14 protein-coding genes and 1 tRNA gene are annotated in these 14,864 nt (G+C 33.3%); 8 read left to right on the top strand and 7 right to left on the bottom strand.

The features are described 5' to 3' along the window. The first annotated feature begins 32 nt into the window (after positions 1-32). From OA85_RS12250 to OA85_RS12225, 6 genes are all read left to right on the top strand, one after another. Positions 33-806, top strand: coding sequence for a tetratricopeptide repeat protein (locus OA85_RS12250; protein ID WP_039110068.1), 774 nt, complete (start codon positions 33-35; stop codon positions 804-806). Positions 807-911: 105 nt separating this feature from the next. Continuing rightward, complete coding sequence (ribH, locus tag OA85_RS12245) at positions 912-1,487, top strand: 6,7-dimethyl-8-ribityllumazine synthase (RefSeq protein WP_039110067.1); 576 nt, start codon at positions 912-914, stop codon at positions 1,485-1,487. A gap of 166 nt (positions 1,488-1,653) precedes the next feature. Next, on the top strand, positions 1,654-3,495 hold the full coding sequence (mutL, locus tag OA85_RS12240) for a DNA mismatch repair endonuclease MutL (protein WP_039110066.1): 1,842 nt from the start codon (positions 1,654-1,656) through the stop codon (positions 3,493-3,495). After that, on the top strand, positions 3,492-4,238 hold the full coding sequence (locus tag OA85_RS12235; protein WP_039110065.1) for a rhomboid family intramembrane serine protease: 747 nt from the start codon (positions 3,492-3,494) through the stop codon (positions 4,236-4,238). The genes mutL and OA85_RS12235 overlap by 4 nt, the downstream gene beginning before the upstream one ends. A gap of 73 nt (positions 4,239-4,311) precedes the next feature. Next, complete coding sequence (locus tag OA85_RS12230) at positions 4,312-5,175, top strand: rhomboid family intramembrane serine protease (RefSeq protein ID WP_039110064.1); 864 nt, start codon at positions 4,312-4,314, stop codon at positions 5,173-5,175. Between the two features lie 43 nt (positions 5,176-5,218). Next, positions 5,219-6,265 carry an endonuclease/exonuclease/phosphatase family protein gene (locus OA85_RS12225; RefSeq protein ID WP_039110062.1) on the top strand — a complete coding sequence of 349 codons (1,047 nt, stop codon included), beginning with the start codon at positions 5,219-5,221 and terminating at the stop codon, positions 6,263-6,265. A gap of 12 nt (positions 6,266-6,277) precedes the next feature. On the opposite strand, the gene OA85_RS12220 is transcribed toward OA85_RS12225, so the two are convergent. From OA85_RS12220 to OA85_RS12190, 7 genes are all read right to left on the bottom strand, one after another. Further along, entirely contained in the window at positions 6,278-6,904 is a 627-nt protein-coding gene (locus OA85_RS12220; protein WP_039110061.1) for a WbqC family protein, read from the bottom strand. A gap of 90 nt (positions 6,905-6,994) precedes the next feature. Beyond that, positions 6,995-8,605 carry a signal peptidase I gene (lepB, locus tag OA85_RS12215; protein ID WP_039110060.1) on the bottom strand — a complete coding sequence of 537 codons (1,611 nt, stop codon included), beginning with the start codon at positions 8,603-8,605 and terminating at the stop codon, positions 6,995-6,997. Positions 8,606-8,648: 43 nt separating this feature from the next. Continuing rightward, positions 8,649-10,202, bottom strand: a complete 1,554-nt coding sequence (lepB, locus tag OA85_RS12210) for a signal peptidase I (protein ID WP_039110059.1) — start codon at positions 10,200-10,202, stop codon at positions 8,649-8,651. Positions 10,203-10,260: 58 nt separating this feature from the next. Next, the gene (gene dapB / locus OA85_RS12205) at positions 10,261-10,971 is read right to left on the bottom strand and encodes a 4-hydroxy-tetrahydrodipicolinate reductase (protein ID WP_039110058.1); all 711 of its coding nucleotides are present in this window, start codon (positions 10,969-10,971) and stop codon (positions 10,261-10,263) included. A 59-nt stretch (positions 10,972-11,030) separates the two neighbouring features. Further along, the gene (locus OA85_RS12200; RefSeq protein WP_039110057.1) at positions 11,031-11,591 is read right to left on the bottom strand and encodes a DUF5683 domain-containing protein; all 561 of its coding nucleotides are present in this window, start codon (positions 11,589-11,591) and stop codon (positions 11,031-11,033) included. Continuing rightward, complete coding sequence (locus OA85_RS12195) at positions 11,591-12,490, bottom strand: ParB/RepB/Spo0J family partition protein (protein WP_039110056.1); 900 nt, start codon at positions 12,488-12,490, stop codon at positions 11,591-11,593. The genes OA85_RS12200 and OA85_RS12195 overlap by 1 nt, the downstream gene beginning before the upstream one ends. Before the next feature lie 4 nt (positions 12,491-12,494). Continuing rightward, on the bottom strand, positions 12,495-13,262 hold the full coding sequence (locus tag OA85_RS12190; RefSeq protein WP_039110055.1) for a ParA family protein: 768 nt from the start codon (positions 13,260-13,262) through the stop codon (positions 12,495-12,497). A 420-nt stretch (positions 13,263-13,682) separates the two neighbouring features. Between OA85_RS12190 and OA85_RS12185 the strand changes: the two genes are divergently transcribed. Both OA85_RS12185 and trxB read left to right on the top strand, forming a co-directional pair. Then, positions 13,683-13,757: transfer RNA gene (locus tag OA85_RS12185), tRNA-Pro, on the top strand. Between the two features lie 129 nt (positions 13,758-13,886). Beyond that, positions 13,887-14,834 (top strand): thioredoxin-disulfide reductase, encoded by a 948-nt coding sequence (trxB, locus tag OA85_RS12180; RefSeq protein ID WP_039110054.1) that lies wholly within the window; start codon positions 13,887-13,889, stop codon positions 14,832-14,834. Positions 14,835-14,864 lie beyond the last annotated feature (30 nt).

The raw sequence follows: 14,864 nt of genomic DNA, 5'->3' as shown, positions 1-14,864 counted from the left end.
TTTATTTTTGCGACTCACTAAATTAAAATTAAATGGCTACTTACAGTAAAAGAGGATATAAAGCACCAAAAGAAAAGGAAGTAAAAGACGGAGTTGAAGAGGTAGTAATTGATGAAAAAGACAGCACAACAGCTGGTGTTTTTTCAACATTAGACGAAACAGCTTCAAGAACTGAGGATTGGGTTGCCAGAAATCAAAAAGTCATTATTGGATTAGTTGCAGGTGTTGCATTATTTACTGTTGGTTATTTAGCGTATCAAAAATTTATTGCTACGCCAAAACAAGACGAAGCAGCTAACGAAATGTTTGTTGCACAACAAAATTTTCAAAAAGCGACTGATGGAGTAGCTAGTGATTCATTGTATAAATTATCTTTGAATGGTTCAGAAGGTAAATTTGGTTTTTTGAAAATTGCTGATGAGTATTCTGGAACAGATGCAGGAAATTTAGCTAACTATTATGCTGGTATTGCTTATTTGAACACAGGTAAATATACTGAAGCAATTGAATATTTAGGTAAATTCAAATCTGAAGATATTGTATTGGGAGCTTTGGCAAAAGGAGCAATAGGTGATGCTTATTCTCAAAAAAATCAACCGAAAGAAGCTTTGGAGAATTATGTAAAAGCTGCTGAGACAAATAAAAATGATTTCACTACACCTCGTTTCTTGTTGAAAGCCGGAAAAACTGCTTTGGCATTAGGAAATAAAGCGGATGCTTTGAAATATTTTACAGACATAAAAGAAAATTTTGATGCAACTCCAGAAGCTGCTTCAATTGACGTTTTGATAGGATTGGCACAATAGTAAAAATGATTTAAGATTCCTGATTGAAGATTGAAGATTTTTGTTTTCAAAATGCTATCTTTAATATCTCAAATCAAAATTCTATAATCAAAATTCTAAAATCAAATGGCTACCGTAAATAAAAACTTATCCGAGTACGATAAAAATTCAATCCCAAACGCGAAAGATTTTCGCTTTGGGATTGTTGTTTCAGAATGGAATGATTCCATAACTGAAGGACTTTATAAAGGAGCTATAGAAGCCCTTTTGGAAAACCAAGTTCCATCTCAGCATATCATTCGCTGGAATGTTCCTGGAAGCTTTGAGCTTATATATGGCTCAAAGAAAATGTTGCAAACGCAGAATGTTGATGCTGTTATTGCTATTGGATGTGTAATTCAGGGGCAAACAAAGCATTTTGATTTTGTATGTGAAGGAGTAACTCAAGGAATTAAAGATTTGAATGTACAAACTGATATTCCGGTTATTTTTTGTGTTTTGACTGATAATACCATGCAACAATCTATTGATAGAAGTGGAGGAATTCACGGGAACAAAGGTACAGAAGCGGCTATTGCGGCTATAAAAATGGCGTATATTCGTCAGCAGGCTTCATTGTCACATCAAATAGATAATCAACATTTATTGTCTGCAGGAGCAATTCAAATTGAAGAAGGTTCGCCTTTAGAGTTGAAAGAATAAATAATAAAAATACTAATTATTAAAACCTATACTGTTTCATGAATAGTATAGGTTTTTTTGTTTTTTTTATGATTAAATAAGCTACCATTCCCAATAGAATTTCATTAAATTTGTACTTCTTGGTTCTGAAAACCTAAAAACGTAAACTTTAAACCTAAATTTTTTAATGTCGAGTATTATTCAATTACTTCCTGATCACGTTGCCAATCAAATTGCTGCTGGAGAAGTTGTTCAAAGACCAGCTTCGGTGGTTAAAGAATTGCTTGAAAATGCAGTTGATGCCAGAGCAACGGATATCAAATTAATTATTAAAGATGCAGGGAAGGCATTGGTTCAAGTGATTGATAATGGTTTAGGAATGAGCGTAACCGATGCGCGTTTGTGTTTTGAACGTCATGCCACATCCAAAATTCGTCAAGCCGAAGATTTATTTTCTTTGCATACCAAAGGGTTTCGTGGAGAAGCATTGGCTTCTATTGCAGCTATTGCCCATGTAGAAATGAAAACCAAACAAGATCAAGAAGAACTTGGGACGCACATTATAATTGAAGGCAGTAAGTTTGTATCGCAAGACGTAGCTGTTTTGCCAAAAGGCACTTCATTTGCTGTCAAAAACTTATTCTTTAATATTCCTGCACGACGCAATTTCTTGAAATCGGATACAGTTGAATACCGCCATATTATTGATGAATTTCAACGAGTGGCTTTGGCTCACCCCAAAATACATTTTACATTTTATCACAACGGTAGTGAAATGTTTAATTTGCCACCTTCGACTTTGCGACAAAGAATTGTCAATATTTTTTCGGGTAAAACCAATGAGAAATTAGTGCCAGTTCAGGAAGAAACAGAAATAGTGACGATTCAAGGATTTGTAAGCAAACCAGAATTTGCCAAGAAAAATCGTGGAGAACAGTTTTTCTTCGTGAATGACCGTTTTATAAAAAGTGGTTATTTGCATCATGCAGTTATGGCTGCTTATGACGGGATTTTGAAAGATGGTGCGCAACCTAGTTATTTTTTATATTTATCAGTACCGCCTAATACGATTGATATTAATATTCATCCCACTAAAACGGAGATTAAGTTTGATGATGAACACGCTTTATATGCGATTTTAAGAGCCTCAATAAAACATAGTTTGGGACAATTTAATGTGGCTCCAGTTTTGGATTTTGATCGGGATTCTAATTTGGACACGCCCTATCATTACAAAGATTTAGAAGGTGCTACTCCAACGATTCAGGTTGATGGAAATTTCAATCCGTTCTCTGAAGATAAACCCAGCAAACAATTTTCTAATTATAGAAAACAGGAACCAACAGCAAATTGGGAAAGTTTGTATGTAGGCTTAAAACAAGATACAGATGAAATTGGTCATATCACTTTCGAAAATGAAGAAGTGACTTCGTCTTTATTTAATGATGAAGAAGTAGAGCATGCGGTTCATAAAACCTATCAAATTCATAAAAAATACATTGTTTCTTCCATAAAATCAGGAATGGTTATTGTGGATCAACAGCGGGCACATCAACGTGTTTTGTACGAACAATTTCTTGTTAATATCACAGTTAATCAGGCATCAAGCCAGCAGTTGTTATTCCCATTAAACTTGTTTTTTTCGTCAAGCGAAATGGAACTTATCGCTGAATTACAACTTTCATTAATGAACACCGGATTTGTTTTCGAAGAAAATAATACAGACCATATCGTCATTTCAGGAATACCCGTGAATGTGACAGAGAGTGAAGTCTCATTAGTTTTGGAACAATTGTTAAGTGATTTACAGGATGGAATTCCAGAAAGTAGTTTTAGCCAAAATGATACGATTGCCAAATCAATGGCGAAAAGTTTAGCGGTGAAAACCGGAACACACCTTACAGAAAAAGAACAGGAAAATTTGGTAAACGGGCTTTTTGCTTGTAAAGACCCCAATGTTTCCCCATTTCATAAACCCACTTTCATCACGATGCGTGTGGAAGATTTAGATAAAAAGTTTGCACTATGAGAAACGTAACAGAAACGGTTAAGCAATTAATCATTATTAATATTTTATTTTTTGTCGGGACACTTGCTTTAGGGGATCCCGCTTATAAAATGCTTTCCATGTATTTCCCTGAAAATCCAAATTTCCAAGTTTGGCAGCCTATTTCACACATGTTTATGCATGGTGGATTTATGCATATTTTCTTCAATATGTTTGCGTTATATTCTTTTGGGTCTGCATTAGAAAGTATTTGGGGAAGTAAAAAGTTTCTCTTTTTCTATATTTCCTGTGGATTAGGTGCAGCATTGCTTCATACAGGAATCAATTATTATTACTATCAAGATGGACTAAATGTTTTGATGGAGCAAGGATTTTCTAAAACGGAAATTTTAGCAGTTTTAAATGGAAAAGGGAATGATCAGATTGTCCCGCTTTTAAACAGTCCTAGTTTTCAAAATTTTGTAAGTGCTTATTTCGGAACTGTTGTTGGAGCTTCTGGAGCTATATATGGTGTAATTGTTGCTTTTGCTTTTATGTTTCCTAATGCTGAATTGGCTTTGATGTTTATTCCGGTGCCAATAAAAGCAAAGTATTTTGTACCAGGGTTAGTTTTAGTAGACTTGTATTTAGGAGTTTCTGGTAAATCTATTTTTGGTGGAGGAGGAGGAATTGCCCATTTTGCTCACGTCGGAGGGGCTTTATTTGGCTTTTTAATTATGTGGTACTGGAAGAAAAATCAGTTTAATAAAAATCGCTGGAATTAAAAAAAGAATTAATTTTAATTTGTACTGTTCTGTTTTAAGGCTATTATGAATGACATTAAAAACGAATTAAATTATGAATATTATAGACGATCTTAAATTACAATACAAAATAGGAGGAGTAGCAATTAGGCTAATCTTCTGGAATGTTCTTTGTTTTTTAGTTTCATTATTATTTTTTTATAATTTTAAGGTTGGCGCATTTGATTTTCCAAGTTGGATTGCACTTTCCTCAGAGCCTTCTAATTTTATTATAAAACCGTGGACCTTTTTAACATATGCGTTTCTGCATGATGGTTTTTGGCATTTGTTTTTTAATATGATGGTTTTAAACTTTTCGAGTACTTTATTTTTGACATTTTTTACTCCAAAACAATATTTTGGGTTGTATATATTGAGCGCTATATTTGCTGGAATAGCCTTTGTTACCGGATATTATTTCTTGAATTTAAGTTCGGCTATTGTTGGAGCTTCAGCAGCAATAATGGCTATTTTAGTTGCTACAACAACATATCATCCTTTGATGAATGTAAGATTACTGTTAATAGGAAATGTAAAACTATGGCATATTACTTTTGTAATTATTCTGATTGATTTAATGCAGTTTCGATTAGAAAATACTGGAGGTCATATTTCGCACCTTTCAGGAGCTTTTTTTGGATTTATTTTCATTAAATTGCTCCAAAATGGAATTGATTTAAGTAAAATAGTTTCTCGTTTTTTAGATTTTTTTACTAATTTATTTTCAAAATCTTCTTCCACGCCTTTTAAAGCTGTCCATAAAAATTATAGCAAACCAGCTGAAAAAAGCACTTCAAGAATAATTACAAAAGACAAAGCGCAGCAACAGATTGATGAAATTTTGGATAAAATAAGTCAATCCGGTTATGATAGTTTAACCAAAGAAGAAAAAGAATTCTTGTTTAAAGCGGGGAAGTAAGTTGGTAATGTTTAACTTTCAATCTGCAGAAAAAAACTAAAAAATGAAAAATCTTTCATGGTTCAATAAAGGGATGTTTATTTTAAATATGATGCTCACTATAGTGACATTCATTGCTTATGTTTTTCCTTTTTTAGCTCCAAAATCTTTTCCTCTTTTGTCGGTATTGACTCTTTTTATGCCTCTTTTTTTTATTTTGAATGGATTGTTTTTTATTTATTGGGCATTACAGTTTAAAAAAAGAATGTTTGTTTCCGGTTTAGTTCTTTTGATAGGAATTACTTTTATAAATAAATTTTATAAATTTTCTACAACTGACTTCCCAGTCGAAGAAAAGGATTTTACTGTAATGAGTTATAATGTTCACCTGTTTAATGTGTTCAAGTGGATTGATAGAGATGATGTTCCTGCCGAGATTCTAACGTTTATAAATGAAAAAAATCCTGATATTTTGTGTATTCAGGAATATTCTTCTTCAGCTAATATTGATTTAAAAGTATATCCACATAGATATATTTTTACTGATGGAAACAATATTAAAAGTGGGCAGGCTATTTTTTCTAAATTCCCCATTATTGACCAAGGAAATATTATTTTTCCTAACTCAACTAATAATGTTGTTTTTGCAGATATTAAAAAAGGAAAAGATGTTATCAGGGTTTATAATATGCATTTACAATCCTTAAAAATATCTCCTGATGTTAATGAAATTGATGAGAATATTGATGCAATTAATCAGGATAAATCTCAAATGATGTTCAAAAGAATTAGTGTTGCTTTTAAACAACAACAAGAGCAAGCAGAGATTTTTATGGAACATAAAAAGGATTGTAAATATCCTATTATAATTTGTGGAGACATGAATAATAGTGCTTTTTCGTATGTTTACCGCAGTATTAAAGGAAAGCTAAAAGACAGTTTTGAAGAAGCTGGAAAGGGTTTTGGCGCCACTTATAAATTTAGATACTATCCTGCTCGTATCGATTATATATTTACTGACGAAAAAATTGCTGTCAAGAAATTTGAAAGTTTCCCGGAATTTATTAATTCGGATCATTTTCCTATAATGGCCAGATTATCTTTCGAATAAAACTGTTGGAATCTATTTTATTATAAGTTCTTGTTGCTTCAAATAATCCATTGCATATTTTCCTTCATTAAATAATAAATCCAGAATACTTAAATTATTGATGAAACCATATTTGTCATCAAAAACCTGAGTGTAACTTTCAAATGAGGAAGTGTCTTTTTTTCCATCTACTAAAAATCTGAAGTCTTTTATGGCATTTGTATCTACTTCATGAAAATATTCGGAGGTTTTAGAATATTCTAATTTCATTCGCAAACACTTAGTTAGAACAGCTAAAGATTCAAAATTTAAATCTAAAAGAAAAGTGTATTTTTTTTCGAATATTGGACGTAAGTCATCTTCGAAAAACTCAAAAAAGGGAGAGCTTCTGTATGCTGCTTCCAGTGATTTAAAATGTTGTTTTTGCCAGTCTAAATCAGTTTCTATTTTTATATCTTTTGTTTTTTGATGACTTTCTTTCGAATGCTTTACAGGGATATTCAATAACTGAATCCCATTTGGACTATAAATATAAGTTCGGTTGCGATTGGTTTGTTTCTGGAAATTATCGGCTATTTCAAATGTAACACTTTCAGATTGTGCCATGGCCGCAAAATGGCTAATCGATGGGAAATAGGTGGGATGTAATAGTGTGTTCATGTTTGTCTAAAGTTTTTAAAGTCATAAAATCGAAAGGCATAAAGTTTGATAATATATAAACTTTAAAACTTTCGACTTTGAAACTTTTGACTAATTATTTTTCTCTTTTCTTTTTTTCCAAAAATACTCTCCAACAAAAAAGGCGGCAAAAGCGATTAAGAAATGAATTAAATAAGATTTAGGCTCTCCATTTCTATTTACGAAAGAGAAAACTCGATTCCATCTTATCTTTTGAAGTCCTTTTTCATCTTTATCCCAACTGAACCAAATGAATACTGGTTTGCCAACTATATGATCAAAAGGAACATATCCCCAAAACCTTGCATCTAAAGAATTTTGACGATTATCTCCCATCATCCAATAATAATCTTGCTTAAAAGTATAGGTGCTAACTGGTTTTCCGTTTATTATAATTTTGTCACCGTTAATCAGTAATGTGTTTTTTTCGTATTCCTGTATGATACGTTTATAAAATGGGAGTGTTTTTTTGTCTAATTTAATTGTCTTTCCTTTTTTTGGAATATAAATTGGTCCAAAATTGTCTATGTTCCATCCTAACGAATGAATATGAGGAAATACATCTCCATCTTCTCCCTTTGGAAGTAAATACTTTTTGACACCTTTAACTACGGGATTGTTTGCTATTCTGTTTGCTTCGTTATCGGTTAATGTCAATACATATTCTCCATTATTGGTCAATGCAAAATCTCCATTCCCGTTCTTTAAACCATCTCTAGCACCATACATGTTTACTAGCGAATTTTGATCCATACTTGTGCCTTGAGTATTTACAAAAAAATTATATTGGAGTTTTGCACTTTCTGGTAATTTAGCTGGTTTTCCATTGATATAAATGTTCCCTTCACGAATCTCCAAAGAATCTCCGGGTATTCCAACACAGCGTTTTACTAAATTTGTTTTTTTGTCAATCGGTTTGTAATAATTTCTTTTTGGTTTAAAATTATCCATATCCAATAAAGTATCGGCGGGTTGATTAAACACAACAATTTCATTGCGTTTAATCGTTTCAATCGAAGGGAATCTAAAATATGGTAATTGAAACTTGTTAAAAATAGAAGTTTCCTTTTTTGTAATATCATCATCAAATAGGTATGACTTAACTCCTAAAAAGGGGATTGAATCATGCACCATAGGTAGCGCAATTGTAGTCATAGGAGTTCTTGCTCCAAAATTTAATTTACTCACAAATAAATAATCGCCAATGTATAATGTTTTTTCTAATGAAGAAGACGGAATCGTAAATGGCTGTATAAGATAAGTATGAACCAAAGTAGCTACGATAATTGCAAAAAGTAAAGAGCTAATGGTATCTGCTGTTTTGTTTTCAGGATGTAAGCTCCTGTCAGCTTTATAATCTAACTTTTGAGTATAGTTGATATAATAGATGTAGAATCCAAAAGTTATTATGCCTAAAAAAGTATCTAAATAAGATTTTTTTCCAAAACTTCTCAGTGTTTCGACCCAAATTACAGGGAACATAATGAGATTTATAATCGGAATAAAAAGTAAAACCGTCCACCAAGTGGGACGGCCTATTATTTTCATTAAAACTATAGCATTATAAACTGGAATGACTGCTTCCCATCTTTTTCTACCTGCGCTTTCGTATAGTTTCCAAGTCCCTAAAAAGTGAACGACCTGAATGATTAGAAAAAAAAGAAACCACTGATTTAGTGTCATGATATTTGCTTATAGTTTAAAGTTTTTTAGATTCGAGTTTTAGTTAGAGGTCCTTTTTCTCTTTTCTTTTTTTCCAAAAATATTCTCCAACAAAAAATGCAACTAAAGCAAGTAGGAATAGTTTAAAATATGATTGCGGTTGGCCTTCACCACTAACAGTTGTGAAAACTCTATCCCAACGAATTTTATTTAACCCTTTTCCATGTGGATCAATACTTAGCCATATAAAAATTGGTTTTCCTACGATGTGATCTTCAGGTACATAACCCCAATAACGGCTGTCTTCAGAATTGTGACGGTTGTCTCCCATCATCCAATAGTAATTTTGGTCGAAAGTATAACTATTTACTACTTTACCATCAATTCTAATTTCGCTTCCATTGACTTTTAAATCTTTTTTCTCATATTCAGAGATAATCATTCTGTAAAAAGGTAGTGTTTCGGTGGTCAACGCAACTGTTTTTCCTTTTTGAGGAATATAAATCGGACCAAAATTGTCACGGTTCCATTTGTTGATATGAGGGAATATACCATCTTCAACACCTTTTGAAATTTGTCTGGTAACAGATACTACTCCGGGAACATTTTTTAATCTTTCTGCTCCTGCAGCAGTAAGTGCTTTTAAGAATAAAGTGTCTCTTAAATCACTTTTAAAGCCTGCATCATCCGTAACATCTAATTCTTTTAATAGAGATTCAAAATCGATTGGTGTTTTTTTGTCCAATGCTACTGCATACGAAAACTGAGGTTTTGCTCTTTCCGGTAGTTGTAATATTGTACCATTGATGTAAACTATACCATCTTTTATAGACAAACTGTCACCGGGAATACCAACACATCTTTTTACGTAATTCGATTTTTTATCAACGGGTTTATAAGCTCTTCTTTTTGATGTGTCAAAAAACTTATAAACGGTATCGACCGGCCAGTTGAAAACTACGATGTCTGTTCGGTTTATATTTTGAATACCAGGCAATCTGAAATAAGGTAATTGTGGCCAACTTAGATACGATTTGCTTTTAGTCAAAGGGATTGAATCATGAACCATTGGCAAAGCCACAGTAGTCATAGGCACTCTAGCACCATAATTCATTTTGCTCACAAATAAAAAGTCACCAATTAACAATGATTTCTCCAGCGAAGAGGTAGGAATGGTATAGGGTTGAATGAAATAAGTATGCACTAAAGTAGCTACAATAATTGCAAAAAGCAATGAACTGATTGTGTCCGCTGTTTTATTTTCAGGTTGTAAACTTCTGTCGGTTACGTAATCTAATTTTTGTGTGTAATTAATATAATAGATATAAAAACCAAAAGTAATTATGCCTAAAAAAGTATCTAAAGAAGTTCTTTTTCCAAAGCTTCTTAAAGTTTCAACCCAAATTACAGGAAACATTATAAGGTTAATGATAGGTATAAAAAGTAAAATAGTCCACCAAGTAGGGCGACCTATTATTTTCATTAACACGATGGCATTATATACTGGAATAGCAGCTTCCCAACGTTTTCTGCCAGCAGCTTCATATAACTTCCAAGTTCCTAAAAAGTGAATAATCTGAACCAGAAGAAAAAACACAAACCATTGATATAGTGTCATAATAATGTTATTTTGTTAATCGTTTATTAGATGAATTAAAATTTATTCTCTAATTTGTCTATTGAATTTTATCTAAATCTAATACGTCTTTCATTGTGAAAACGCCTTGTTTACCTACAATCCATTCGGCTGCAATCACCGCGCCTAGAGCAAAACCTTCACGATTGTGTGCCGTATGTTTTATCTCTATAGCATCTACAGATGAATTGTACGTTACAGTATGAGTTCCCGGAACAGTACCAATTCTTTTGGTTTCGATATGAATTTGATTTGATTCAGGATTTTCTAATGTCCAATTAGTGTATGAACTATTTTCGATAACTCCTTTTGCTAATGAAATTGCGGTTCCACTTGGTGCATCCAGTTTTTGAGTATGATGAATTTCTTCCATTTCTACTGTGTAGCTGTCGAATTTCGCCATGATTTTTGCCAAATATTCATTGAGCTCAAAGAATATATTTACGCCTAAGCTGAAGTTTGAACTGGAAATAAATGCGCCATTTTTTGCTGCGCATAGTGCGAGCATTTCATCATAATGTTCTAGCCAGCCCGTAGTTCCTGAAATTACAGGTACATTGGCATGAAAACAACTGGAAATATTACTCACTGCGGCAGTTGGTACACTGAAATCGATCGCTACATCAGCATTTGAAAGCCCGTCATAAGTATTGAATTCGTCTTTTTTCAAAACGATTTCATGACCTCTTTCAAGAGCAATTCTTTCTATTACCTGACCCATTTTTCCGTATCCTAAAAGCGCAATTTTCATTTGTTTTAATTTTTTAAAATTTAAATAATCAATAACCTGACGCGTTGTTTGTCTTGTAGTTAAAAATTATAATTAAGAGTTAGTCCGAAGTTTGTTTTGAATGTTACATCATTTGGATAAATAATTGGCCTTACGGATAAATTTTCATCAACATTAAATTGTATTAATGCAGCATCCACATTGGCATCCACAATATTCAATGCATAAAATGCCAAAGTGACTAAAGCAGACAAATCCCTATTTCTTTGATAGAATTTTTGACCGGCAATCAATCTGGTTTTGTCAAGATAAGCATAATTGTCATCCGTGTAACCTTCTAATCTTCTTTTATAAGCATCTCTATATTGATGGTATTTTTTATTATTATCAATATAAAAATACAAACTGGTTCCAATAGCTCCGTAAACCAACGGTATTTTCCAGTATTTTTTGTTGTAAGCTTGTCCCAATCCGGGTAAGACGGCCGAATAAAATGCTGCTTTTGCAGGGGTTAAAGGGTCTATATCATTTGATTTCAAAGTGTCTTTCGCCACCAAAACCGCATCGGTTTTCGTTTGTGCAAAAACAGTAGCATTTCCTGTTATAAAGAGGAATAGACCTATGAAAATGATTTTACGCACTACTCGTTTATTAGTTTAATAATTCTGTTGAAGTCTTCTTCAGAGTGAAACGGGATTGTTATTTTTCCTTTACCGTTTCCAGCTACTTTTACATCTACTTTGGTTCCAAAATAATTCGTAAAAGTGCTTTTGTGAGCATCTGCAATTTCAAACGAAGCCGCTTTAGGTTTACCGGCTGGTTTTGGTTTTAAACTTTCTTGATAGTTTTTTACCAAAGCTTCTGTGTCGCGAACCGAAAGGTTTTGACTAACGATTTTTTGATAAATATCAGTTTGAATATCTTGGTCTTCAATGTTGATTATCGCACGACCATGACCCATACTGATAAAACCATCACGAATTCCGGTTTGGATTATCGGGTCTAATTTTAAAAGTCTTAGATAATTAGCGATTGTAGAACGTTTTTTTCCTACACGCTCACTCATTTGTTCTTGAGTCAATTGAATTTCATCAATTAAACGTTGGTACGAAAGTGCAATCTCAATTGGATCTAAATCATGACGTTGAATATTTTCAACCAATGCCATAACTAGCGATTCATTGTCATTTGCAATACGAATGTAAGCAGGAACGGTAGTCAATCCCACAAGAGTTGACGCACGAAGACGACGCTCCCCTGATATCAATTGGTATTTATTGAAGTCTAATTTTCGTACTGTAATGGGCTGAATAACGCCTAATTCTTTGATAGAAGTAGCTAATTCTCTCAATGATTCCTCATTGAAATTACTTCTGGGCTGAAACGGATTTATTTCAATCGCATTTATTTCAAGCTCAATAATATTTCCTACAACTTTATCGGCATTTTTATCGTCAACGGATTTTATATCGTTTTCCGGATCTTTCAATAACGCAGATAATCCTCTTCCTAAGGCTTGTTTTTTTATTGCTTTTGCCATAAAACTATTTACTATTTTTCTTTATAACTTCTTGAGCAAGATGTAAGTAATTGGTAGCTCCTTTGCTTGTTGCATCGTAGTTTATTATACTTTCTCCAAAGCTTGGCGCTTCGCTCAGTTTTACATTTCTTTGAATAATGGTATCAAAAACCATGTCGTTAAAGTGTTTTTGAACCTCTTCAACTACTTGGTTTGATAAACGCAATCTCGAGTCAAACATGGTCAATAATAACCCTTCAATATCTAAATCTGGATTGTGAATTTTTTGGATGCTTTTTATGGTATTCAATAATTTGCCTAAACCTTCTAATGCAAAATATTCACATTGAATAGGAATAATTACAGAATCGGCAGCAGTCAAAGCATTCAAGGTAAGTAATCCAAGAGATGGTGCGCAATCGATGATAATATAATCGTACTCGTCTTTGACACTTTTCAATGCTTTTTTAAGCATATATTCCCTATTTTCTTTGTCGACTAATTCAATTTCAATAGCAACAAGATCAATATGTGATGGAATTACATCCACATTTGGAGCAGAACATTTTATGATGGCCTCTTTCGGCGTATGACTATGTTCCAGAATTTGATAGGTACCTATTTCAACAGATTCAACATCAATACCCAATCCTGAAGAGGCATTCGCCTGTGGATCAGCATCAATAAGTAATACTTTCTTTTCTAAAACCCCCAATGAAGCTGCAAGATTTACTGACGTTGTAGTCTTTCCAACTCCACCTTTTTGATTAGCAATCGCGATGATTTTGCCCATTTATTTTTCTAAATTTTGAACCGTAAAAATACAATTATTTATGGTTTCTAAAAATCTATTTTGTTAACATTTGTTAAAGCTTGATTAGTCGTTATTTGACAGATTCTAATTTTTTTAAAACGAATATGATTTTCTGAAGCTATTCCAGCTGTGCGCTACAAGTTCTTGAGCTGCTCCTAGTTTTTCTAAAGTCATAAAAGGAGCTTCCTTTGGTCGCTCTTTTACGTCAAGAAAAAACAACGAGCAGCTCGGCGAAGCTTTTCACTGCCATCAGGGCTATAGGAGTTGGGATTTAATGCTGTTTTGTGTTGTCCATTTCTTTTCGATTTTCGAACTGTTTTTTGCGCCAAATAAATTTATTTCTTATTTTCAAAATAGTTTTGGAGAAGCAAAAAATAGTTATATATTTGCCACCGCTTTCGGGGTGTAGCGTAGCTCGGTTATCGCGCCTGCTTTGGGAGCAGGAGGCCGCAGGTTCGAATCCTGCCACCCCGACTAAAAATCCTTTCTGTCTCAACAGAAGGGATTTTTTTATTATAGAATAACAAAAACTGATTATTCAGGTTCTATAATACAGCAATTATGACTTATTTTTGTGCTGTTAAAAATTATATATACCTTACTATGTCTGATACAATCGAAAAAATTAAATGTCTTATTATAGGTTCTGGTCCAGCAGGTTATACTGCAGCTATTTATGCCGCCAGAGCTAATATGAATCCTGTTTTATATCAAGGAATCCAACCTGGAGGTCAATTAACAACAACCAATGAAGTAGAGAACTTTCCTGGTTATGTAGATGGAGTTACTGGACCTGAAATGATGGTTCAATTACAAGCACAAGCACAACGTTTTGGTACTGATGTGCGTGATGGTTGGGCTACTAAAGTAGATTTTTCAGGAGATATCCATAAAGTTTGGATCAATGGCACTAAAGAATTGCATTGTGAAACCGTAATTATTTCGACTGGAGCGTCTGCTAAATATTTAGGGTTGCCTTCAGAACAACATTATTTAAAAATGGGTGGTGGCGTTTCTGCCTGTGCTGTTTGTGACGGTTTTTTCTATAGAAACCAAGAAGTAGTAATTGTTGGAGCAGGAGATTCAGCTTGTGAAGAAGCACATTATTTGTCAAAACTTTGTAAAAAAGTAACAATGTTGGTGCGAAGTGAAAAATTCAGGGCTTCTAAAATCATGGAAGAACGTGTTCGTAAAACAGAAAACATAACTATATTAATGAATCATGATACTGTTGAAGTATTAGGTGACGAACAAGTTGTTGAAAGAGTAAAAGCTTTAAATAAAACTACAGGTGACATTTTTGATATTGAAGCTACTGGTTTCTTTGTAGCCATTGGTCACAAACCAAATACAGATATTTTTAAAGACTATATCACTTTAGACGAAACAGGATACATTATCAATACTCCTGGGACTTCAAAAACGAATGTTGATGGAGTTTTCGTAGCAGGAGATGCAGCGGATCATGTCTATCGTCAGGCTATTACTGCTGCTGGAACGGGTTGTATGGCTGCTCTAGATGCCGAAAGATATTTAGCTTCTAAAGAATAATCAGAATCTGGAAGTTTCAAAATAAAAAAG

It is taken from the genome of Flavobacterium sp. AED (assembly GCF_000812945.1).
Classification (GTDB): domain Bacteria; phylum Bacteroidota; class Bacteroidia; order Flavobacteriales; family Flavobacteriaceae; genus Flavobacterium.
Note: the sequence above shows the minus strand (reverse complement) of the source record. Positions and strands in the feature narration are given on the sequence as shown.

Coding starts and splice junctions, on each gene's coding strand:
- OA85_RS12225 (WP_039110062.1), top strand. CDS start 5,219: ATGAAAAATCTTTCATGGTTCAATAAAGGGATGTTTATTTTAAATATG.
- OA85_RS12195 (WP_039110056.1), bottom strand. CDS start 12,490: ATGGCAAAAGCAATAAAAAAACAAGCCTTAGGAAGAGGATTATCTGCG.
- mutL (WP_039110066.1), top strand. CDS start 1,654: ATGTCGAGTATTATTCAATTACTTCCTGATCACGTTGCCAATCAAATT.
- OA85_RS12235 (WP_039110065.1), top strand. CDS start 3,492: ATGAGAAACGTAACAGAAACGGTTAAGCAATTAATCATTATTAATATT.
- dapB (WP_039110058.1), bottom strand. CDS start 10,971: ATGAAAATTGCGCTTTTAGGATACGGAAAAATGGGTCAGGTAATAGAA.
- lepB (WP_039110060.1), bottom strand. CDS start 8,605: ATGACACTAAATCAGTGGTTTCTTTTTTTTCTAATCATTCAGGTCGTT.
- lepB (WP_039110059.1), bottom strand. CDS start 10,202: ATGACACTATATCAATGGTTTGTGTTTTTTCTTCTGGTTCAGATTATT.
- OA85_RS12220 (WP_039110061.1), bottom strand. CDS start 6,904: ATGAACACACTATTACATCCCACCTATTTCCCATCGATTAGCCATTTT.
- OA85_RS12190 (WP_039110055.1), bottom strand. CDS start 13,262: ATGGGCAAAATCATCGCGATTGCTAATCAAAAAGGTGGAGTTGGAAAG.
- OA85_RS12250 (WP_039110068.1), top strand. CDS start 33: ATGGCTACTTACAGTAAAAGAGGATATAAAGCACCAAAAGAAAAGGAA.
- OA85_RS12230 (WP_039110064.1), top strand. CDS start 4,312: ATGAATATTATAGACGATCTTAAATTACAATACAAAATAGGAGGAGTA.
- ribH (WP_039110067.1), top strand. CDS start 912: ATGGCTACCGTAAATAAAAACTTATCCGAGTACGATAAAAATTCAATC.
- trxB (WP_039110054.1), top strand. CDS start 13,887: ATGTCTGATACAATCGAAAAAATTAAATGTCTTATTATAGGTTCTGGT.